Origin of the sequence: Leptospira andrefontaineae, from assembly GCF_004770105.1 — a bacterium.
Classification (GTDB): domain Bacteria; phylum Spirochaetota; class Leptospiria; order Leptospirales; family Leptospiraceae; genus Leptospira_B; species Leptospira_B andrefontaineae.
On record NZ_RQEY01000018.1, the window covers coordinates 154,837 to 176,035 of the forward strand.

Annotated in this window: 17 protein-coding genes; 9 read left to right on the forward strand and 8 right to left on the reverse strand. The window is 40.4% G+C overall.

Features of this window, described 5'->3' with window-relative positions; genetic code table 11:
* Positions 1-48: 48 nt before the first annotated feature.
* The 7 genes from EHO65_RS12345 to hisF are packed head-to-tail and all read left to right on the forward strand — an operon-like array spanning position 49 to position 8,581.
* Positions 49-789 (forward strand): lipoprotein LipL31, encoded by a 741-nt coding sequence (locus EHO65_RS12345; RefSeq protein WP_135774735.1) that lies wholly within the window; start codon positions 49-51, stop codon positions 787-789.
* A 21-nt stretch (positions 790-810) separates the two neighbouring features.
* Positions 811-1,656 (forward strand): undecaprenyl-diphosphate phosphatase, encoded by an 846-nt coding sequence (locus tag EHO65_RS12350; protein ID WP_135774737.1) that lies wholly within the window; start codon positions 811-813, stop codon positions 1,654-1,656.
* A 29-nt stretch (positions 1,657-1,685) separates the two neighbouring features.
* Positions 1,686-4,631, forward strand: coding sequence for an LPS-assembly protein LptD (locus EHO65_RS12355; protein WP_135774738.1), 2,946 nt, complete (start codon positions 1,686-1,688; stop codon positions 4,629-4,631).
* Position 4,632: 1 nt separating this feature from the next.
* Positions 4,633-6,048 (forward strand): undecaprenyl-phosphate glucose phosphotransferase, encoded by a 1,416-nt coding sequence (locus tag EHO65_RS12360; protein WP_135774740.1) that lies wholly within the window; start codon positions 4,633-4,635, stop codon positions 6,046-6,048.
* Positions 6,049-6,069: 21 nt separating this feature from the next.
* Positions 6,070-6,360, forward strand: coding sequence for an Asp-tRNA(Asn)/Glu-tRNA(Gln) amidotransferase subunit GatC (gene gatC, locus EHO65_RS12365; protein ID WP_135774742.1), 291 nt, complete (start codon positions 6,070-6,072; stop codon positions 6,358-6,360).
* Entirely contained in the window at positions 6,357-7,817 is a 1,461-nt protein-coding gene (gene gatA, locus EHO65_RS12370; protein WP_135774744.1) for an Asp-tRNA(Asn)/Glu-tRNA(Gln) amidotransferase subunit GatA, read from the forward strand. The genes gatC and gatA overlap by 4 nt, the downstream gene beginning before the upstream one ends.
* Positions 7,814-8,581 (forward strand): imidazole glycerol phosphate synthase subunit HisF, encoded by a 768-nt coding sequence (hisF, locus tag EHO65_RS12375; RefSeq protein WP_100723333.1) that lies wholly within the window; start codon positions 7,814-7,816, stop codon positions 8,579-8,581. The genes gatA and hisF overlap by 4 nt, the downstream gene beginning before the upstream one ends.
* Before the next feature lie 218 nt (positions 8,582-8,799).
* On the opposite strand, the gene EHO65_RS12380 is transcribed toward hisF, so the two are convergent.
* The 5 genes from EHO65_RS12380 to folD all read right to left on the reverse strand — a co-directional run bounded on the left by EHO65_RS12380 (position 8,800) and on the right by folD (position 14,155).
* A complete protein-coding gene (locus EHO65_RS12380) occupies positions 8,800-10,023 on the reverse strand; it encodes an alpha/beta hydrolase (protein ID WP_244243525.1) in 1,224 nt (407 codons plus the stop codon).
* Between the two features lie 149 nt (positions 10,024-10,172).
* Positions 10,173-10,916, reverse strand: a complete 744-nt coding sequence (rlmB, locus tag EHO65_RS12385; protein ID WP_135774747.1) for a 23S rRNA (guanosine(2251)-2'-O)-methyltransferase RlmB — start codon at positions 10,914-10,916, stop codon at positions 10,173-10,175.
* Entirely contained in the window at positions 10,913-12,322 is a 1,410-nt protein-coding gene (gene cysS, locus EHO65_RS12390) for a cysteine--tRNA ligase (RefSeq protein WP_135774749.1), read from the reverse strand. The genes rlmB and cysS overlap by 4 nt, the downstream gene beginning before the upstream one ends.
* On the reverse strand, positions 12,319-13,284 hold the full coding sequence (locus EHO65_RS12395; RefSeq protein ID WP_135774751.1) for an acetylxylan esterase: 966 nt from the start codon (positions 13,282-13,284) through the stop codon (positions 12,319-12,321). Before EHO65_RS12395 ends, cysS begins: the two co-directional genes overlap by 4 nt.
* A 16-nt stretch (positions 13,285-13,300) precedes the next feature.
* Complete coding sequence (gene folD / locus EHO65_RS12400; RefSeq protein WP_135774753.1) at positions 13,301-14,155, reverse strand: bifunctional methylenetetrahydrofolate dehydrogenase/methenyltetrahydrofolate cyclohydrolase FolD; 855 nt, start codon at positions 14,153-14,155, stop codon at positions 13,301-13,303.
* A gap of 80 nt (positions 14,156-14,235) precedes the next feature.
* Between folD and asnS the strand changes: the two genes are divergently transcribed.
* The gene (asnS, locus tag EHO65_RS12405) at positions 14,236-15,543 is read left to right on the forward strand and encodes an asparagine--tRNA ligase (RefSeq protein ID WP_135774755.1); all 1,308 of its coding nucleotides are present in this window, start codon (positions 14,236-14,238) and stop codon (positions 15,541-15,543) included.
* A gap of 148 nt (positions 15,544-15,691) precedes the next feature.
* Positions 15,692-16,486 carry a tetratricopeptide repeat protein gene (locus EHO65_RS12410; protein WP_135774757.1) on the forward strand — a complete coding sequence of 265 codons (795 nt, stop codon included), beginning with the start codon at positions 15,692-15,694 and terminating at the stop codon, positions 16,484-16,486.
* On the opposite strand, the gene EHO65_RS12415 is transcribed toward EHO65_RS12410, so the two are convergent.
* Genes EHO65_RS12415 through EHO65_RS12425 form a run of 3 tightly spaced genes read right to left on the reverse strand, consistent with a single transcriptional unit; the run spans position 16,455 to position 21,130 of the window.
* Complete coding sequence (locus EHO65_RS12415) at positions 16,455-17,321, reverse strand: hypothetical protein (RefSeq protein ID WP_135774759.1); 867 nt, start codon at positions 17,319-17,321, stop codon at positions 16,455-16,457. The two genes, EHO65_RS12410 and EHO65_RS12415, sit on opposite strands and share 32 nt — an antisense overlap.
* A complete protein-coding gene (locus tag EHO65_RS12420) occupies positions 17,318-19,315 on the reverse strand; it encodes an ATP-dependent DNA helicase (protein WP_135774761.1) in 1,998 nt (665 codons plus the stop codon). The genes EHO65_RS12415 and EHO65_RS12420 overlap by 4 nt, the downstream gene beginning before the upstream one ends.
* 6 nt (positions 19,316-19,321) lie before the next feature.
* Positions 19,322-21,130 carry a sodium-dependent transporter gene (locus EHO65_RS12425; RefSeq protein ID WP_135774763.1) on the reverse strand — a complete coding sequence of 603 codons (1,809 nt, stop codon included), beginning with the start codon at positions 21,128-21,130 and terminating at the stop codon, positions 19,322-19,324.
* Between the last annotated feature and the right edge of the window lie 69 nt (positions 21,131-21,199).

A 21,199-nucleotide genomic window follows, 5' to 3' on the forward strand; every position in this document is an offset into this window, starting at 1 on the left:
GACGCCAGGCCAGGTTCTCCTATTTTTTGCGTAGGAATTCCAACACAGATGAAACGGCTATATATTTCCCTCACTTTACTCTTATCTTTTTTCTCTTTCGCATATTGCGGAGATGGGACTCCGGTTATCGAGTCTATCGACGGTAATAAGTTGACTACTGCAAGTTTTGAAAGCGCTTTTGACACTGCTCTAGATACTTTAAGCCGTACTCAAAACATTGAAAAAAAGAACGTTATCAAATTTTTAACTGAGGAAGAAAGCAAAGTTCCTCAAAGTTTCTTACAACTTAGAAACGAATTTAGAAAAAGAAAGTTTTTCGATCGTTATCATGAGATGATGGTTGTTAAAGCAGCTGCTGATAAAAGTGGTTTCAGCAAAAGATCCGATATTAAAGAAATCTTAAAGTTCCAAGAGATGCAGTTGATCTACGGAATGTATATCGCTGAACAGATCGAGTCCAGAATTAAGATCACCGAGCAAGAGTTAAACCAAGGTTGCCAAGAGCTCCGCACTAAATACAAACAAGCAGAGTCCCTAACTTTGGAGCAGTGTTATGATGCTGCGAGAGCTCAGATCAAAGGAAGAAAATCAGAAGAAGTTTATAAATCCGTTCTAGATAGAATTAAAGAAACTGTCGCTATCAAACATAACGATAAGTTCGACCTTGAAAAATATCTAGATAAAGAATTCAGCTTCCCTGAATTGAGCAAGGAAGAGGCTCCTAAAGTCGAGGAAACCAAGGCACCGGAGGCTATTACTCCTACACCGGCGCCGGAAGCTACTAAGTAAAAAAAGAAATTTTTCAACGATTTGAATTCATATCTAAACGCAATCTTCCGTAGCGTAATTGAAGCGATTACGGAATTCTTACCGGTGTCCTCCACAGGACACCTTTTCTTATTTTCCTCCTTCTATCCTTTTTCGGAGGGAGCGGATTTTGACGACTTATTCGATATATTCATCCAGAGTGGAGCGATCCTGTCTGTTGTTGTTCTATATCGTGAGAAGTTTCTAGAGCAGGGAAGATCTGCAGTACGTTACCTTCTCCGCAAAGAAGAAAACAAGGAAGGATTCCTTTTCTTAACCAGAGTTACCATTGGATTTTTGCCTATAATGGGTGCGGGATTCTTATTCAGAGGATTTTTAGATAAGATCAAAGCAAGAGAAGATATCTTAGCGATCTTGGGAGGGGCTTGGCTTGTTGGAGGGATTCTGATCTTAGCTTCAGAGTTCTGGTTCCAAAAAAGAGAGAAGATCAAAACAAGTGAACCTATCGGAACAAAGGATGCAATCCTGATCGGTATCTTCCAATGTTTGGCTTTGATTCCTGGAGTTTCCAGATCAGGAGCTACAATTGTGACTGCCAGATTTTTAGGAAAAGATACCAGAAGTTCCGCCGAGTTTTCCTTTTTCGTTGCGGTTCCTGTTCTGTTTCTGGCAGGGGCTTATAAATTATTCAAGCACAGAGCAGTATTAAATTGGGAGAATCTACCGATCTTAAGTTTAGGTTTTGTTCTTTCCTTCCTACTTTGTTTTTTCGTGATCAAATGGTTCCTAAAATACCTGCAAACCCATTCATTTACCGGGTTCGGTTGGTATCGGATACTTCTTGGGATCTCAGTGCTTTCCCTCTACAAATTAGTGATGCAGGGCTGACCAGACACAATAGTGTGGCTTAGATCGGAATGCGCCCCTGGATCCGAAATTGTCTATTTTTACTTTTTTTGCCCACCTTGCTATGGGGGCAGCCGGTCGACCTAGGCCCTAGGGGTTCTGCGGGTGATACAAACTCGGAAGATGATACCCAAAGGTCAGTTGTTAAGACCAGAAACCGCCTTTTAAACAAATCTATCGAAATACTTAGCGAAAGAGAAGTAGATGAGCAGCTTGAAAATCTGGGTCTTTCCAGAGAAGGTTCTATCTACACTAGACGTAAAAGATTAAAAGCCGCTTTAGGGGAGAAGGAAGACAATAAGCCTGATTTCGCCGCGTTAGCCGGAACATCTAAAAAAGATTTACCAATGGTAATCGAGAATGCCGCGGAAGGTGAACTCATGAGAGTCGACCAAACCAAGGGTGGGGTTCTCGTTTTAAGAGGTAGAGTTCGTATTAAACTTAGATCGGGAAGCTTAGAAGCGGAAACTATTTCCGTGGATTCCGATCGTGGGGAAGTTTATGCGGAAGGCGGGATCAAATTTGAAGACGGTCGCGCTAAGATCACGGGAGATAAATTCATCTATGATTATAGATTGGATAAGGGTGTGGTCTATAATACAAAGGGCACTGTTGCTCCTGCTTACTTCTTCGGAGAGAAGGTCAAAAAATTAGATGATAAACGTTACATGTTGGAGATGGGATATTTCACAACATGTAATGCGGAGAAGCCTCATTATTCTTTTAAAGTAGATAAGGTGGTTTTATACCAAGATAGAACCGTTGTCGGAACTAATGTTAGATTCCAGGTTGGAGGTACAACAGTATTCTGGCTTCCATTCTTCTATAATAATAACTTGGGGAACGGTTGGACCACACAAGCCGGTAAGAACAATACTCAAGGTCTATTCCTTCAGAACTCTTTACAATGGTCTACGATCCCTACTTGGTCTTGGACCCCAATGGGTTATAAGGCTCGCGCTGACTTCTATGAAAAAACGGGACAAGCCTTCCAGTTAGAAATGTGGAGGCAAAGTAATAATCTAAACTATTTGATAGATATAGGTTTTGCAAATCATAAGGCCTATCAGATCACTTCCGGTTTTGAGGATAGATTTGCAAATTACGGCCTCGGTACAAGTGCAGTCACTAACCAGGTGGATAAGGGAAATTATTGGGGAACCAATATCCCAAATATCGGAGAAGATAAGGATCCTTGGTGGAAAGGTAGAATATTCCTAAATTCTAAAATGAATAACACGGAAAAAGACGTTACCCGAAATCTTTCCGTTCAATATGAGAATTTTACAAACCGCCTATTCGAATATGAATACGGGAATAGGTACCAGCCAAGCAATAGTTTGCAGTCATTATATACATTCAGAGATGTTCGTTACGGTTACGTTCGTAATAACTTAGAATGGAAATTGGATTATACGGAAAATAGGGGAGATCTTTCGGTAAACGTTAATATGAAGAGAAATATGCTCTTCTATAACCTTTCTCCTCTTACTAAATCAGGTTATTTTCCTACGGTGGATGTTCTTCCATCCGTTACGATCAAGAATAGCACTGAGATAGCAAGGCTTCCTCATTTTGAAACTCCAGTATATTGGGATGTGTATTTAACAAATACATTGATGAGATTCTACGGAGTACCTACCCAGGAAAAATTGAAAATTCCTACCTCAGACGGAAGTTATGATAATCCGAATGGAGATTATAAAGAAAATCTTTTAAGGACCCAGAACTTCTTACAGGGTGAGACCGGATTCAGGACTTCTATGAATTTTGGAAGTTATGTGTCCTTAGCTCCGAGTGTTTATTACGGAGCTAAAAAACAATCCGCTCAATTGCCTGCAGGAAGTGCTGATACTGTTAATACAAACTTTACTTCCTTGGAAAGAAGTTTGGCCAGGGACAGTTATCAATATTTCAGAACAAATACCAATTTGAGAATTGGTGCTCCGATCTTATTCTTTAATACTACTTATCGTAAGTTAGAAGCAGAGAAGCCTGATTTACAAGATCCTATTCTCATGAAAAACAGACAACATGAGATGGAATTTTCTTTGGAAAGTTATGCTCTTGAGAATTTTGAAATTTCTTTAAAAACCATCCGAGATCTTAGGACCTTTTCGGATGAATACCAACCGCAACCTACAAGCCAGGAAAGATGGTATTATACGGTATTCCGTTTTGCGGGTCATATAGATTTCTTGGAAGGATTCAGCAAAAGAAAAAGGACCCTTCTGGAAAGAAAAAGAAGTTTTTATACTGGGCTATTCTTCAATAACGATTTTGTGTATCATACACCTCTCCATCGTCCTTTGTCCAATAACTTCACTCTTTCGTATAAGATGGGAGGATTCAGGCTTCCTTTCTTAAGATATATACGTGAGTTGGAAGTCGGCGGTACATGGTATCATATCTATTATGCTTCTATGATGGATAATTATAGGATCTATGCTAAAGCAAGTATTGATATCACAAGGGAATTCGGAATTGAAGCAGAGATAGATTCTAGGGTAACCGAACCTTGGAGATATACAAACCAAACGGATAATTATTATTACCAAAGATATATCCTGAATACCGACCCAACTTCTCCGTTCACTTCTATGAATATGAATCCTACAAATTTAGGCCAGGATATTCTCAATGGTTCCGGGATCAATGGGACCCAAGCAAGGCAGACCACTGCTATGAACGTCAATCGTGCAATGGCAGTCTTAAAATATAATTTACATACTATGAATTTCAGATTAGGTCTAAGTAGCGATCTTAGATCTGTACCTGGGGGAACGACCGGAACGAGTCAGGTGACTTTTTACGACCAGTCGATATTCTTCTCCATATCTTTAACGGATTTCAGCCTGGGTCAGGAAGATTCTTCTCAGCTTTCCAGGATCCGCCTATTCAGATTTAGAAAACGTCCGCTTCGGACAGGTTATACGGAAGGAGTCGAGTCGGAATAATATGCTGAAAGAAAGAAGCCAAACTTTTAAATTATTATTCGTTTCCCTGGATCTGATCTTCTCTTTGGGAAGTTGTGTATTCGCATTTATTCTTCGTTTTTATATAGGGGATCCAACAGGAGTAGATAGATCTTATATCGATCTAGGAAGTTATTTTATATTAGGCTCCGTACTTTCTATTTCCCAAGTAATCGTTTTCCTATTCATAGATTTGTATCATCCAAGAAGAGGATTATCTTTTTTAGATGAGTTCCTTGCGATTTTTGGCGGAGTATTCTTAAATTTACTCTTCGTTCTATCCATGTTATTCTTTTTCCGAGGCGATTTCGGAAGCGAAAGATTCTCTCGTTCTTTCATTTTAGTTTTTGCCGGGACGAATATTTTTTCGATCGGGTTTCTTCATCTTCTCGCCCGCCAATTCTTAAGATATCTCAGAAGCAAAGGATATAATTTACGTAGGGTACTTGTAATTGGAACAAGAGAAACGGCTGCTCGTTTTGCTGACTCAGTCCAAAGACATCAGATCTATGGATACCAAATCATTGGTTATGTAAGTTCGGGAAATTCTAAGGCAATCCGCAAAGACATGGTTCTTTTGGGGAAGACTGACAAGATAGAAAAAGTTTTATCCGAGATCAAACCCGATCTGGTTGTTTATGCTTTAAATAACGCGGAAGGTGATTGTCTGGAGACAGTTTTGGATGCATGTGATACGGAAGGTATCGACTTAAAAGTGATCCCTGGCTTCCAAGAGTTCATCAAGGCAAAAGGAAGAGTGGATGAGATGGACGGTCTTCCTGTCATTTCTATCCGAAATATTCCTGTACGTTTAGGTTATAATCGCGCTATTAAGAGAAGTTTTGATATTCTATTTTCTCTTTTCTTTATCATTCTTTTTTCACCTGTTTTTTTGATCATTGCTCTGCTGATCAAATTAACTTCCAGGGGACCTGTATTCTATCACCAGGAAAGAGTGGGGTTGGACAATAAAAGTTTCAAGATGCTTAAGTTCAGAAGTATGGTCGTCCAAACCAAATCCCAGTCAGAGACTACCTGGACTGTCCAAAATGATCCAAGGGTGACCGGGATTGGTAAGATCCTGCGTAAGACCTCCCTTGACGAAATACCTCAGTTTTTTAATGTGCTTTTAGGAGATATGTCCGTGGTGGGCCCAAGGCCCGAAAGACCTCATTTTGTCGAAAAATTCAAAACGGATCATAGACATTATATGAGAAGGCATGCGGTCAAGGCTGGAATTACCGGTCTTGCGCAAGTACAGGGTCTTAGAGGAGACACTTCTATCGATGATAGAATTGATGCGGATATCTACTATATAGAAAACTGGTCTCTTTGGTTGGATATTAAAATCATCCTGCTTACACCTTTAAAGGGTGTAATGGATAAGAACGCCTATTAAGGGAAAAGGAGAACGAAGGCCGTGAACCTAAACGAAGAATCCCTTCAAAAAATTGCAGAGTTATCTAGGCTCAAAATTGATCCTAAGGATATCCAAAACTTCCTTACGGATTTTAATAAGGTCCTGAATTATGTGGATACGATCACTGAGTTAAATGTGAGTTCCGTGTCCGACGAAGACTTATATCCTAATGAAGGAAATTCACTTCGTGCAGACAAAGCAAAAGAAGGTTTAAGTCGTTCTCAGATTGAATCCTTCGCGCCAAGTTTCCAAAATGGATACTTCGTAGTTCCAAAGGTGATCGAAACATGAAAGAACTTTGGAAATTAAAATATTCTGATATTAAAAAAGGATTAAATTCCGGAGAATTCACTCCTACGGATTTGATCCAATCTTTGATCTCTCGTATAGAAGCGGAAGATTCCAAAATTAAAGCATTTCTCTCTTGGGAGAAAGAAAGTATCGTCAAAGCTGCTGCAGAAAGTACTGAAAGAAGAAAATCAGGCAAACCTCTTTCCGAATTCGATGGAATTCCAATCGGAGTAAAAGATAATATTTGTATAGAGAACACGATCACTTCCTGTGCTTCTAAAATTTTAGAAAACTATCGTTCTCCATTTCATGCGACCGCTATCGAAAAACTTTTAGCAAAGGGTTTTGTTCTGATCCCAAGGGCAAATATGGATGAGTTTGCGATGGGCTCTTCTACAGAGAACTCTGCTTATCAGGTTACAAAAAATCCTTTTGATACTGCAAGAATTCCAGGCGGATCTTCCGGCGGATCAGCAGCAGCAGTTGCGGCTTCTTTTGTGCCTGTTGCGCTTGGCTCTGATACAGGTGGATCCGTTAGACAGCCTGCATCTTTATGTGGGATTTTTGGTTTAAAACCAACTTATGGAACAGTTTCCAGATATGGACTTGTAGCTTATGCTTCTAGCTTGGATCAGATCGGTCCATTGTCCAAGGACATTGACGGTATCATCGATGTGTATTCAGTCATCTCAGGAAAAGACCAGAGAGATGCTACTTCTAAGAATATTCCTGCATTCGACCCCTCTAAGGTGAAAGAACTTCCTTGGAAAGGTTTGAAAATAGGGAAGATGAAGATCACTTCTGAAATAGAACCAGATGTTGCAAAGGCATATGAGTCTCTTTTAGCTGAGTTAGAATCTAAAGGCGCTCAACTTGTGGATCTGGATTTTTCACTTCTTTCTAACTCAATTCCGATCTATTATATTATCGCTACTGCAGAATGTTCTTCTAATCTTTCCAGATTTGATGGGATCCGTTTCGGACAAAGAAAAGATCCAAGTGGAAAGCTGGAAGATCTATATGTAACTAGCAGAAGTGAAGGTTTCGGCAAAGAAGTCCAGAGAAGGATCTTACTCGGAACATTCTCCCTATCAGCCGGATATTATGACGCGTATTACGGAAGAGCTCAAAAAGCTAGAGTTCTGATTAAAAAGGAATATGAAGGTTATTTTTCCAAAGTGGACCTGATCCTTCAGCCAACTTCTCCTACAACCGCATTTAAAGTGGGAGAAAAAACTTCTGATCCGATCCAAATGTATAAAGCGGATATCTTAACTACTTCCGTGAATTTAGCAGGAGTTCCTGCAATGTCTGTTCCTATCGGAAAAGATTCCAATGGACTTCCTATCGGTTTGCAGATTACCGCTCCCGCATTGCACGAAGACAAAATATTCGGTTTTGCTAAAATGATCTCTGACTGGGCTTCTAAAGTAGAATTGCCTGAAACGATCAAATGAGTGAGCTCGCCGCGAGAATTATTCCCTGCCTGGATATCAAAGACGGCAGGGTAGTTAAAGGAGTGAATTTCGTAAATCTTGTGGATGCGGGAGATCCCGTTGAGTCAGCAGTGGTTTACGAAAAAAATCTCGCGGATGAGTTATGCTTCTTGGATATCACTGCCTCCAGCGATAAAAGAGATATTCTTATTCATTTGGTAGAAGCTGTTGCGGAAAGAATATTTATTCCTTTCACAGTCGGGGGCGGAATTCGCACATTAGATGATGTGAAAGCGGTTTTAGAGAAAGGAGCGGACAAGGTTTCTATCAATACTGCCGCTTTCCAAAATCCGGACCTTCTTCGTGCCGCCGCGGAAATTTACGGATCACAATGTATCGTATGCGCAGTAGACGTAAAATTCCATCCTGACAGACAAAGATACGAAGTGTTCCTTCACGGTGGAAGGACTGAAACAGGAAGAGATGCATTAGATTGGGGAAAAGAAGCTCAGGAAAGAGGCGCCGGAGAGATCCTACTCACATCTATGGATCGTGACGGAACCAAAAAAGGTTTCGATATCCAACTTCTCAAATCATTTTCTTCTAATTTAGAAATCCCTATTATTGCAAGCGGTGGTGCGGGTAACCCTGAACATATGGTAGAAGCAATCCTAAGAGGAAAAGCGGATGCCGTGCTTGCCGCATCCATTTTTCATTTTGGGGAATTTACGATCCGAGAGACCAAAGAAAATATGCAGGAAATGGGGATCAAGGTTAGACTTTGAGAAGAGTGGATAAACCGGAATCCGGAATCTACATTCCTCTCCAAGAGTGCGTGAATTCAACTTGCTACTTTGAAAATTTTCTGATATAGACCTGGAAGGCAAATCTCCCACGGGCCTCTCCCCACCACCCAAGATTCAGGGCGGGGGCAGTTTGACCTTCGGACTTGTTGGAATTCCAACACTTACAAAACAAAATTCCTATTTCTAAGCGACTTCTTTTATAACCCGCTCACAATCGTAAAAACTTCGCCGAACACATTATTAAAATGTGTTTTTACCTTAGTTAACCCGCCGCCGGTTCCACCTTCGTTCCTAAAAGACATTTGAGAATGATCCATATCGGAGACAGTATTTGTATTTCCTCCGGCTAGCCTATTGTTTAAAAGAGCGGAAGCTAAAGGTACAATTCCATCAGAATTATTAAACACAGGGTTTCCATTTGTAATCACTGTACAAGCAGCTTGGTAGGTTGTAGCATGATCCCCGCCGCTACAATTGGCGGAGCCCATATCCCCTCCATATACCGTAGTGATGGAGTCCTTAGAAGTATTTGCGATCATACTTTCTAATAGGAAGTTAAACGCTTGGTTGGTTCCGTCTGTAATAGTAGGGTTGATGCCGGTTACACCTGCGCTGATCCCATTCGTATAAGCAAGACCCTTTCCTCCGGGAGTGTCTGTCATAAATTTGATGATAGTCCCAATCGAACTCAAGTTTCCTGTGTATTGCGGAGAAGAATATGGAGAGCCATAATATGGAGTTCCTAAACTTACGATATGATCGATCACATTATCCGTATTATTCGGATGTTGAACAGCCGCTCTGGAAACAAGTCCTCCCATCGAGTGTGCAACTACTACAACCTTGTCCGAAGAGTTAAATGCTTCGTTTAGGGAATCAATGAATCTTCTACCATTCACGTCAATGTGGTCGGAAGTCCTATAGGTAAAAACATAGATCTCGAAAGTATCGTATACACTACTGCTATAGCCGGCTGGAAGGTCGGTAGTTTGAGTAATAAACGCGAGTCCTTGGTTCCATGTCCCGAGTAGATTTGCTACTTTTTTGTTAAAATCAGTAGGTAAGTCTGTTTGTCTTTCTGCAAAGTCCCAACCATGAATAAGTACGATTTTGGCTTTTGAATTGTCCCTTTGGAAGTATGGATTTTGGAAATATAAAGGAGAAAGATTTTCGGGCTGAAGATTCGGGACCACAGTGGAAAATTTATACAGCGCATGATTTTGTTCCGCAAAATAGGCCGCGACAACATAATCCTTAATTTGATCTGCTAGTGATTTGTTATCGGAGGGAGTAAGTCTATCTTGGAGATATTCGCAGTTTACGAAAGATAGAAGTGTAAAAAATAAAAACAGAGTTCGGAAAGATAAAAATCTTTTCATACTGAAAGGCCCAAGATTATCCAAAATCACATGAAGTTTCACTGTAGGAATTCCTACAATTTTACAAACTAGCAGTTTGAACTACATGTTCTATAAAGTTTGGGACCAATCCTAAAAAACCGCAAGCTAGAATTTGATAGGGGACACCTATTAATATGGTCACAAATAGGAAATAAATGTTTGAATAAGATTTACTTCGGTCGGTTTTTTAAACGGTCCAGTACGATCCCTGTGGCAACTGTCACATTTAAGGAGGAGATATGACCATGAAGTGGAATACGGACTGTAAAATCCGATTTCTCCATTAGGATCCTTTTAAGACCTTCTCCCTCATTTCCCATCAGGATTACCAGTTCTTCCCAAGCGGGAATTTTGGACCAATCTTCTGTTCCTTTGTCGGAAGTAGAAACCACCCAGAAATTTCGTTTTTGCAATTTTTCTAATATTTGAGCCAGGTTCCCGACTTTAAAAACGTTTAGATAAGCGAGTGCACCTGATGCTACTTTTTCCACTGCAGGAGTGATTCCTGAAGAATCTCTATCGGGGATGAGAACCGTTTCTACTCCGAAACATTCTGCTGTTCTTAAAATATTTCCCAAGTTACCCGGATCTTGGATACGATCCAACACAAGGATGGGACCCTTACAATTTTCCAAATGAGAATCGAATGATTTTTTGTCTCCGGAGTGGAGTTGGATCCTAAGTGCAAGAACGCCCTGGTGATTCACGCCCGGAGCCATTTTATCCAATTTACTCGGAGAAGCTTCCTTGATCAGAAGTTTGTTTCCTAATTCTGAAAGAATTTCTTCTAATTCTTTTTTTGCTCCGGAAGTTAACCAAATTTCTTGGAAGGAAAGTTCTGAACCTTTTTCGAGATGTCTTTCCAGAATTTCTCGGATATTTCTTCTTCCGTAGATATAATCCTGGCGGCTCATTTTCTTTTCCAGCGAAGACCTTCTTTTGTGTCTTCGATTATGATCCCTAATTCGTTCAATTTGTCCCTAAGTCTATCCGATTCCGCAAAGTTTTTATTTTTACGAGCTTCTTGTCTTTGTCTCACGAGCTCATCTATCTCAGAGTCTAAAACTTCTACTTTTCTTTCGAAATTTAGAACTCCTAGGATAGAATCTATTTTAAAAAATAATTCTAACCTTTGGATGATCTCAGATTCGTTCGGAGAATTTTGATCCAAGTATTGGTTGGAATCTTTTACCAATTCAAATACGGAAGCCAGGAATTTAGAAATATTCAGATCATCTGCAAGGCTTTCTAAAAATTCATCCCAGTTCCCTGCTTCTACATTTGCCTGGGATTGGAATGTTTTTCCTAATTTGGATAATTCTTCTAATAATCGATTGATACAATTTTGGATCTTGGAAACGGATCCGGCTGCTTCTTCTAATCTTTCTTTTGTGAAGTTTAATTTACTTCTATAATGTGCGGAGAGTAGAAGAAAACGGATATTCCGCGGTTCCACACCTTCTTTTACCAGATCTCTAAGGGTAAAAAAGTTTCCCTTGGACTTGGCCATCTTTTCTCCGTTTACAAGTAAATGTTCGGAGTGTAGCCAATATTTTACAAAGGATTCTTCCGGATAAGCTCCTTCACTTTGAGCGATCTCATTTTCGTGATGAGGAAAGGTAAGATCCACTCCACCCGTGTGTATATCCACTCCGGAGCCATATACGTCACGCACCATTGCGGAACATTCTAAATGCCATCCCGGTCTTCCTGAACCTATTTCAGTTTCCCAAGAGGGTTCTCCATCTTGTTTAGGGAATTTCCAAAGGACAAAATCTCTTACATCATCTTTGTCATATTCATCGGTATCATAACGAGTACCGCTCTTCATCCCGCTTACATCAATTCTGGAAAGTTTTCCATAATTTTTGAATTTAGAGATAGAATAATACAAACTTCCGTCTTTTTCGTAGACTAATCCCTGATTTTGGAGATGTTTTATGATCTCTACCATAGAAGGAATGGAATCGGTCGCTCTGGGATAATGTTCCAATTTTTGAATATTCAGAGATTCTAAATCTTCTTGGAAAGCTTTTACCCAAGGTTCGGTAAATTCCCTGATCCCTTTGCCTTGTGCCAAGGATTCACGGATAATCTTATCATCAATATCAGTGATATTCATTGTCATATCCGGTTTATAACCGAATGCGACTAAAGCACGCCTTAGAAGATCTACAAATAGGAATGCGCGTAAATTCCCTAAATGAGCGAAATTATAAACTGTAGGACCGCAGGAATATACGCGGACCCTGTCTGGAAACTCCGGGCGGAATACTTCTTTGTTTCCGCTAAGAGAATTATGGAAACGGATCTCTTTCATTCCGGGAACAGGATCTCTTTCGAGAATTCCAAATTGGCCAAATTCTGTTTGTCCCCTACGATACCGGCTTCATTTCCTTCTGTAGGATATACCTGCATTCTTTTATCGCAGACTAAATGGTTGAATAATGCAAATACGGATTTAGGATGAGAAACTTTATCATCCATTCCAACGGATACCAGAGTAGGGATCTTGATTTTTTTGGAAAAATTCAAACTATCAAAATAAGAAAGATTCTTTTTTACCTGGGCTTTCTTGGATTTTGCATTAGCGATCTGCTCAGCGATTTCCTTGGACCAGCTAGTTCCCAATTTCAGTTGTGTATCATCCACATGGCAAAAATTAGGAGTTTCTAATATAAGGGCCTTTACTCTAGGGGAATTCGCCGCCCCGAATAGAGCCATGGAAGCACCGATCCCTTTTCCGGCCAGGATGATCTTGTCGCCGTCGATCCCATCAGTGAGTCTTAAAAATTCGATCGTACGGATCACATCTAAGTAATTTGCTTTTAAGAAGAAGGATTCTTTTGCCTCTAATCCTTTTCTATAATATCCGGGAGTCCAATCCGGATCAGGAATTTCTCCTTCTTTCAATACCGGACGGATAAGTTGAGTTCCATGACCTCTTAGGTCCAGAATGAGTTGTGCTACTCCAGCTTCTGTTAGTCCCTTAATAATTTGAGGTCGATCTTTTGCATAATCATGGAAGTAGACAAGAACGGGAAGATCTCCTCTTTTCCTTGGGATCACTAAACTGCCTGTAAGAGTCGCATTCCCGTAAGATTGGAAAGAAATATCGTAGATGGTTTCTTTTAAAATGGTCCCTTTGAGTAGGGCCTTGGTTTGGTTTTTAACCGGAAAACCTTTGAGTTCTCGGATCGACTCCGCCCAAAAATCGTCCAAATCCGCTGGAGGTGAGAAGGGAGGATAAGTCTGGAAGCACTCGTCGAAACTGATAGCCATCAGAGATACATCGTTTTCATTTCAACGGGGGTGTAAAGTGATCTTTTGCGGAATACAATGTCTGGAGAAGTAGGACAGAAATTGTCATGGGTCCTACACCTCCCGGAACAGGAGTATAATGAGAGGATTTTTCCCAGGCTTTGGAAATTTCGATATCACCTACGTTTCCAGCATTATAACCGGCATCCAATAATACCGATCCCGGTTTGATCCAATCTGCTTTAATAAATTCAGGTTTTCCAACTGCACCTACAATGATATCTGCTTGGGCCACGATTTCGGGTAGGTTTTGGGTTCTGGAATGGCAGAGAGTGACAGTTGCGTTCATTTCTGTAAGAAGCATAGCCATAGGTTTTCCCAAAATAGGAGAACGTCCTACGACCACGGCTCTTTTCCCTGCAGGATCAATCCCGTATTCTTTAAGAAGAAGCACCATACCATACGGAGTACATGGCAGATAGGTTTCTACTCCCATGGACAATTTCCCGAAGGATAATGTAGTAACTCCGTCCACATCTTTCTTCAAATCGATCCTATCGAATGCCGCTCTTTCATCAATCTGAGGAGGGGTAGGATGTTGTAGAAGAATTCCGTGAGTGTCCGGGTCCGCGTTCAGGCGATCAATGACTGCAAGTAATTCCTGGGTGGTCGTCGTTTCAGGAAGTTCAATTTTTTCGGAAATCATTCCCACCGCGTGGCAGGACTTGACTTTCATATTCACATAAGTGGCGGAAGCTGGATCACTTCCTACCAGGATGGTTGCAAGTTTCGGGGGCTTTTTTCCGGAAGCCACGAGAGTTTTGATCTCTTCGGCGATAGAATCTTTTATCTTTTGGGAAAGTTTTTTGCCATCCAGTAAAATCGCAGTCATGGGTTCAGGATTTAGCTTCCGGTCCCGATGTCATCCGAAAATAATCCTTTTCAGTCGGGTAGATTGCTTAAAATAGGATCATGTCCGAAGTTTCCACCATTGACCTAAATCGTTTGCAGGAACATGTAAACCAGACCGTACGTATCCAAGGTTGGGTTCACGGTTTGAGAGGATCTAACGCCAGACAATTTTTAAGTCTGAGAAATTCCGGAAAGATATTACAGGTGCTCGCGGAAAAAGAAATTATAGGAGAAGATCTGTTTTCTGAGATCAAACATCTCAAACAGGAAACTTCTGTCGAGGTAATCGGCAAATTAGTGGAGAATGAAAAGTCTCCCATAGGATTTGAATTGGTTCTTTCTTCTTTCAAGAAGGTGGGAGAATCGGAAAATTATCCGATCACTCCCAAAGAACATGGAATTGACTTCTTACTTTCTCAAAGACATCTTTGGTTACGTTCCAGTAAGCAGCTTGCGATCATAAAGGTACGAAGTGAACTTTCTTACCAGATCAGAAAATATTTCCATAATAACCAATTCACCTTGATCGATACTCCGATTCTAACCGGTTCCATCGGAGAATCTGCAGGAACATTATTTTCTACAGAATATTTCGATCTTGGAAATGCTTACCTTGCCCAAACCGGACAATTATATTTAGAAACTGCAATATTCGCTCATAACAAAGTATATTGTTATGGACCGACATTCAGAGCGGAGAAGAGCAAAACCAGAAGACATTTAACGGAATTCTGGATGGTAGAAGCGGAAACTGCATTTTTAACACATGCAGAAAACTTAAAATTGCAGGAAGACTTCGTAAAAACAGTTATCAAAGAAACTGTTTCTTCTTGTTTGCCTGAACTGAAAGTTTTGGAAAGAGACCCTTCTCCATTATTAGATTATATCTCTAAACCGTTTGCTCTTATCGATTATAAAGAAGCACTAGAATACCTTCAATCCCAGGGAGAAGATATCGCTTGGGGAGATGATATCAATTCGGAAAGAGAACAGATGCTCTGCCAAAAATTTGGCGGACCTGTTTTTATCCAAAAATATCCAAGAGAAGCAAAAGCGTTCTATATGAAGGTCAACCCTGAAGATCCTAGAACAGTTCTTAACGCTGACTTGATCGCTCCCGACGGAGTGGGGGAGATCATAGGCGGCTCCGAAAGAGAAGAAAGTTACGAAAATATCACTAAAAGGCTAGAAGAAGAAAACCTACCTGTGGAATCTTATGAATGGTACTTGGAGCTTAGAAAATACGGCTCCGTTCCACATTCAGGTTTTGGGCTCGGAACAGAACGATTGATCGCTTGGATCTGCGGTCTTCAACATGTCCGTGAATGTATACCTTTCCCTCGTATGATGGAGAGATTATATCCATAAGGACTAATTTCGCACAGAGCTCACAAAGAACACAGAGCTTTCATTTTTTAACGCCGTGGACTCTGTGTTCTCCGTGCAAAACTTCTTTGGGCTAAAAAAAATCGCAGAAAAAATCGCGACCGGCCGATACCAAAAATAGAGGTATCGTATGGCTAAAAGTTCCGCCCTTTCCACACAGCTTTCCTTGGAAGAGTCCGCTTGGGAACTCTTTGAAACGGGAGCGTACGAGGAAGTATCCAAATTAGCGGAGAAGAATCCGAAAAACGTGTTCTTAAATCATTTAAGAGCGGTTTGCGAATTCGAAACGGAAACAAATACTGCCAATAATTTTCCATTAGAAGGAAAAACGGTCCTAACACCTTTACTCGGTGCATATTTGCATAGAGCAAAGGGAAATGCGAAAGAGGCCGCAGTATTATTTCACGAATACTTCAAGGCATCTTCCAGTCCTGTATCCTATTCTATCTTAACAACTGGGATCAAGGCATGCGAAGAAGTGGGAGCCCACAAAGCATGCGCGGATCTGATCCAAAGATATAAGGCTCTCTGGACAGATGGATATTTTTCCAAACTGGAATTTTTCTCCCTTTATCATTTAAGAAAATTCGAAGAAGCTCTTAAAGTATTCAAAGAAAATTCTGAAACCCTGAAAGAAGACAGAGACGTTCTGGCGGCTTTAGGATTATGTTTTGTTCATATAGGAAAATTCGAAGAAGCTTGTAATATCCTGGAAAAACTTCCTGGTGCAGGCGAGATTCCTTCCTTTGAAGATAAAGTGACCGAGTATTCTGATAGGATCAAAAATATTCCTAAATACGAAGCGAGAAAAAAAGAACTTTCTAGAATGGAACTTTTAGATCTGGGATATGCGTATTTATTCTCTGAGTCTTATAAAAAGGCGGAAGAGGTATTTACTTCTCTGGTTTCCGTAGAATCACGATAACCCTTCCTTTCAAAAGAGCCTCCCTGGATTTAGGGGAGGCCAAGACCTTCTCCGCATCTTCATTGGAGATTACAAGGTCTGCTCCCAATTTTCCAGAAACACCTAAAGCGGTAGTCAAAAGAGGTTTATAACCTGTTATTTCTTCCCTCATTGCGTCTTGCACTTTAGAAAAATAGCGAATATATCCGTAATTCACTATGGAACTTTTTTTAACAAATAGAGGAGAATAGATCCCGACTCCATCCTCATCTCTGATCTCAGAAAATAAAGCAGGCACCACTTCTAAATGCCTAGCATCCACGATCAGTCCCGTATAAGAATCTGCCGGGTTATGGATCGGGTGAGCTTCCGGAAAATTTTCGGAAGAATAGGGTAGAGTGATATGAGAAAGAATTCCTTTCTTTCCTTTTAAGGAAAGAATACCGGTTGCGACTAAATGATTTCCTTTGAACTGATTATGGATCTCGATCGGTTCCTTTTCATAGATCTCTTGAAAAATCTCTCGAAAGGATTCATCCTGTGCTATTTTTTCCCGGAGAAGAAGATTAGAATCCAATTTTAGATTTTCCATACTTCTATATAAGTATTTTTTAATTTCTTCTTTTGCGGTCTCTTTCGCGATATTTCTGGCTTCAGTTATATTTTTGGCGGTTCCGATCTTATTATAATCCGGATCATCCGGGTGGAATACAATTTTAGGAAGTTTGACTTCTACAGTTTTACTGATCTCCCCGGTTCTCCAATTCACGATCGTTTCTGTTTTGTCCTTGGACTCCCAAGCAAAAATAGAAAGACCAGAAATCAAAAAGAAGATCAGTAACGACTTACGTTTCATACGGCTTCTCCGGAAGAGTAATTGGGAAGTTTAGAATATTCTAATTTTAATTGGTTCCATTCGGAGATCCGCTTTGCGGGAGGAAGAGAATTGATCAGATCTGTTCCATATGACTTGGTCCAAATACGAGAATCCAGTAAACTTACAATTCCTGTATCTTTTTCAGAACGGATTAGTCTTCCAAAACCTTGTTTAAGAACTGTGGTAGCGTAAGGAAGTTGTAGATCCTTGAAAGGATTTCCACCTTTTTCTTTCAATTTTTCACTTCTTGCTTCCAAAACCGGATCATTTGGAGGTTGGAAGGGAAGTTTTGTTAGGATCACGGATCTGAGTTTATCACCTCTGATATCCACTCCCTGCCAGAAAGAAGATACCCCAAAAAGTACCGCATCCTTTTCTGCTAAAAACCGATTCTTAGCAGCCTCCGGTCCCATTTCCAATTGGGAGATTATTGGCAGGTCTGTAAGAGGTCTGATTGTTTCGATAATTTCATTTAAAGATTTATTTGAAGTAAATAAAACGAATGCTCCACCTTTAGTCAGCTCGATGAGTTTTAAGATATAACGGGAAAGGTCAGCCGCATTTCTTTCCGCAGATTCTGTTGCGTCCTTGATATCTTTAGGCAAAAACAAAAGTGCATTTTTCTCATAAGGAAAAGGAGAAGCCACAAGTTTAGATCGAGAAGGTAATCTCCCGATCCGATCTGCAAAATAACTGAGATCACCCTTATTAGTAGAAAGTGTGGCGGAAGTGAATACAATACTTTCAGTTCTAGGTTCTAACACTTCTCGTAGTATTGTTTCAGACTTTAAGGGTTGGGTCAAAAGTTTAGGGAACATTTCCTTTGTTCTGGTATTCGGTGGATCCGCCCAATATACTCTTTCTCCTTCATCCATTGTACGGAAAAGATGTAAACCTTCTGCGATCTGTCCGATACGACCTGAAGACATTTCTATCTCCATCGCGATCTCTTTTTCCTCTATCTCGTCGCTATCTTTAGAATATTTTTTTAATTCTATAAGTAGCGCTTCTTGCAAAGAATCTAATGCAGCTTCTAATTCTCCTCCGTCCATCTTTAAAGGCCTACGAATTCTTTGTGAACCGTAGAAGTTGAGTGGAAGTTCTCCCACTACCTTATTAAAACAAAGGAAAAGTTTTTCTCCTGCAAGATTTGTTAAATCATTTATCTTAGGAGAATTGAGTCTTGCTCCCAAGCCTGATTTTTTCTGAGAATTCCAAACACCTTGTAAAAGTTTTTGGATCTCTAAAGAAGATAATTCTATTCTGAATGCGTTCCCTAAAACTTCAGGGAAATTATGAGCCTCATCCACTACGATCTTTTTGAAATCAGGTAGAATATTAAAATCGGATGCTATATGAGCCGCGAGTAAAGAATGGTTTACGATCAACAGATTTGATTTCTGCCATTTAGCTCTTTCTAAAAAATAAAAAGAATGGGAGAAGTTCGGGCAACTTCTTCCTAAACAAGAATCCGCTTCTCTTGTTACCTTGGACCAAAAATCGGGAGAGGCATATCCATCATATTCTTGCCTTCTTCCTGATTCTGATTCGTTTACCCATTCCTTAAAAGAATTTAAATGTTCCATCATCTCGGGGCCGAAGGTTCCTTGTGTGAGGACATTTCCTAATTTTCTTTTACAAACGTAGTTGGAAGCTCCCATTGCAATTTCAGCTTTCACTTCTTGTCCCAAAATTTGGGAAACAAGAGGGATATCTTTCCGGATGAGCTGGTCTTGTAGTGCTTTCGTTTCAGTGGAGATGACTACTATCTCTTCTCCTTCTAAGGCGCTGATTGCCGCCGGGATCAAATAGGCTAATGATTTTCCTACGCCCGTTCCTGCTTCTACAATCAAATGTTCCGAACTGGCAAACGCTTGTTCTACACTATTTGCCATCTGGATCTGACCCGATCTGGATTCGAAATCAGGCCAGAGTTTAGAAAGTTTTTTGAATTGTTCTTCTACTCTACTCAAAGGTACTCACGCTTCCCTGGTTCGGAAAAGTTTGATCACACAATATAAGGATAGAAGGGTTACTAAACCTAAAGAAACCCACATGATAAGTGTTCCATCCAAAGTTAATTCTGGAGAAACCGAACCGAAAGCCTGTTTGATAGAGGGGGTTTCTTTGTATGGGAAGATATTCATAAAGAATGCCAGGATCAGTATAAAACTTCCTAAAAAGATTGGTAGCACTTTGTTCGTGGATTTATCCTTAGATTCTTCTTTGCCCTTCAAGCTGAAATGAACGAGTAGATATATTAATCCAAATACTGCGAGGATTGCCAGAAATACGTAACGAGAGATGAGGGCTTGGAATTTCGCTTCTTCTGCGCCCGTTCCAGCAGGAGCGTTTGCGATCATCCAGTCCACATCCATCTTATTGATATAAGATCCTAAGTTTTGATATAGGAACATTCCGAATACGATGAGTAAGAAGGCAGGTGTGATATATTGGATCACCCACCAGAAAAACTTAGGAAGGTGGGCATGAGCGCCCTTATGACCTTCTTCCAAACCTTTTTTAGCTCCTATTACCCAACCGAAAATTACTATCTGTAAGGTTGCTAATATATAGATAAGAACCGTTCCTACCCAGAAATCCGCTTGGTCTAGCGCATTGAAGTTTTTATTAAAATACAAGATCGGGAAAGAAAGCCCGAATGTAAAAAGGAAAAGTATAAAACTGGAAGTCCTTCTTCTGATATGAAAAGCTTCTTCCAAAAATACGATCACAGGTTGTAACATTGTTACGGAAGAGGTGAGTGCTGCTAAGAATAATACAAAATACCAGATGGCTCCAAAAAAGGAACCTCCAGGCATTAATGCAAACACGGAAGGCAGCGCGATAAATCCCATCCCGAATGTTCCGAAAGAAGTAGCGGATACTCCTAAGAACAAAAATGCAACTGGGATTGTGATCATTCCACCAAACGCAACTTCTACAAATTCATTTAGAGAAGCTGCAGAAACGGAAGATAAGATCACATCATTCTCTTTTTTAAGATAACTGGAAAATACCAAAGCGATCCCAAAACCGGCCGATAAAGTAAAAAAGATCTGGCCAGCTGCAGATATCCAAACCTTAGCCTCTCCCAATGCGGACCAATTCGGGTTCCACATCTGCGCAAGCCCCAACTCTATATTATCTAAAGTTAATACTCTTACAAGGACTATGACTGAACATATGAGCATGGAAGGAACCGCGATCTTAGCGAATACTTCCAGACCTTTTGCAATCCCTCTATACACTAAAATAAAATTCATTAAAAAGCAGGCGAGTGTGGCGTAAAAAATTTTACCTTGGACTGCACTTCCATTCTCTTTTGCTCCCACCAATGTATGGAAATGATTGGAAGAATTTTGGATAAGAGAATTCAGATCCCCATTCCCTGAATTTAAACTGATACCACCAGTTACAAAATCGAAAGCGTAAGCAAGACACCATGCTTCCACAAAAACATAATAGACATATATCAATAAAGGAATGGTAACACCTATCGCTCCAAGTAGTCTAAGAGGAACACCGGAAAGATAAGCTCGGAATAGATTCGGGAAACTATGGCCTTGTTCGCCACCCATTCTTCCCATCACCCATTCGGTGATACATACAGGAATTCCAACCAGGATAAAACTGATGATATAGGGGAGAAGGAAGGCTCCTCCTCCATTCTGTACTGCTTGTCCTGGAAATCGGAGGAAATTTCCGAGTCCGATTGCTCCTGACGCAACGGTTAATATGAGTCCAGTACGGGATTTCCAGCTTTCCTTGGGCGGTTCTTTAGTCATCTAGGGTTGTTCCGACTTTTAGGGATTTCGGACTTAACACCTGTCCGAAAAGGGAATGGACTATAATCC

Coding starts and splice junctions, on each gene's coding strand:
- asnS (WP_135774755.1), top strand. CDS start 14,236: ATGTCCGAAGTTTCCACCATTGACCTAAATCGTTTGCAGGAACATGTA.
- rlmB (WP_135774747.1), bottom strand. CDS start 10,916: ATGAGCCGCCAGGATTATATCTACGGAAGAAGAAATATCCGAGAAATT.
- EHO65_RS12395 (WP_135774751.1), bottom strand. CDS start 13,284: ATGGCTATCAGTTTCGACGAGTGCTTCCAGACTTATCCTCCCTTCTCA.
- folD (WP_135774753.1), bottom strand. CDS start 14,155: ATGACTGCGATTTTACTGGATGGCAAAAAACTTTCCCAAAAGATAAAA.
- EHO65_RS12345 (WP_135774735.1), top strand. CDS start 49: ATGAAACGGCTATATATTTCCCTCACTTTACTCTTATCTTTTTTCTCT.
- gatA (WP_135774744.1), top strand. CDS start 6,357: ATGAAAGAACTTTGGAAATTAAAATATTCTGATATTAAAAAAGGATTA.
- EHO65_RS12355 (WP_135774738.1), top strand. CDS start 1,686: ATGCGCCCCTGGATCCGAAATTGTCTATTTTTACTTTTTTTGCCCACC.
- EHO65_RS12360 (WP_135774740.1), top strand. CDS start 4,633: ATGCTGAAAGAAAGAAGCCAAACTTTTAAATTATTATTCGTTTCCCTG.
- cysS (WP_135774749.1), bottom strand. CDS start 12,322: ATGAAAGAGATCCGTTTCCATAATTCTCTTAGCGGAAACAAAGAAGTA.
- hisF (WP_100723333.1), top strand. CDS start 7,814: ATGAGTGAGCTCGCCGCGAGAATTATTCCCTGCCTGGATATCAAAGAC.
- EHO65_RS12415 (WP_135774759.1), bottom strand. CDS start 17,321: ATGAAACGTAAGTCGTTACTGATCTTCTTTTTGATTTCTGGTCTTTCT.
- EHO65_RS12410 (WP_135774757.1), top strand. CDS start 15,692: ATGGCTAAAAGTTCCGCCCTTTCCACACAGCTTTCCTTGGAAGAGTCC.
- EHO65_RS12425 (WP_135774763.1), bottom strand. CDS start 21,130: ATGACTAAAGAACCGCCCAAGGAAAGCTGGAAATCCCGTACTGGACTC.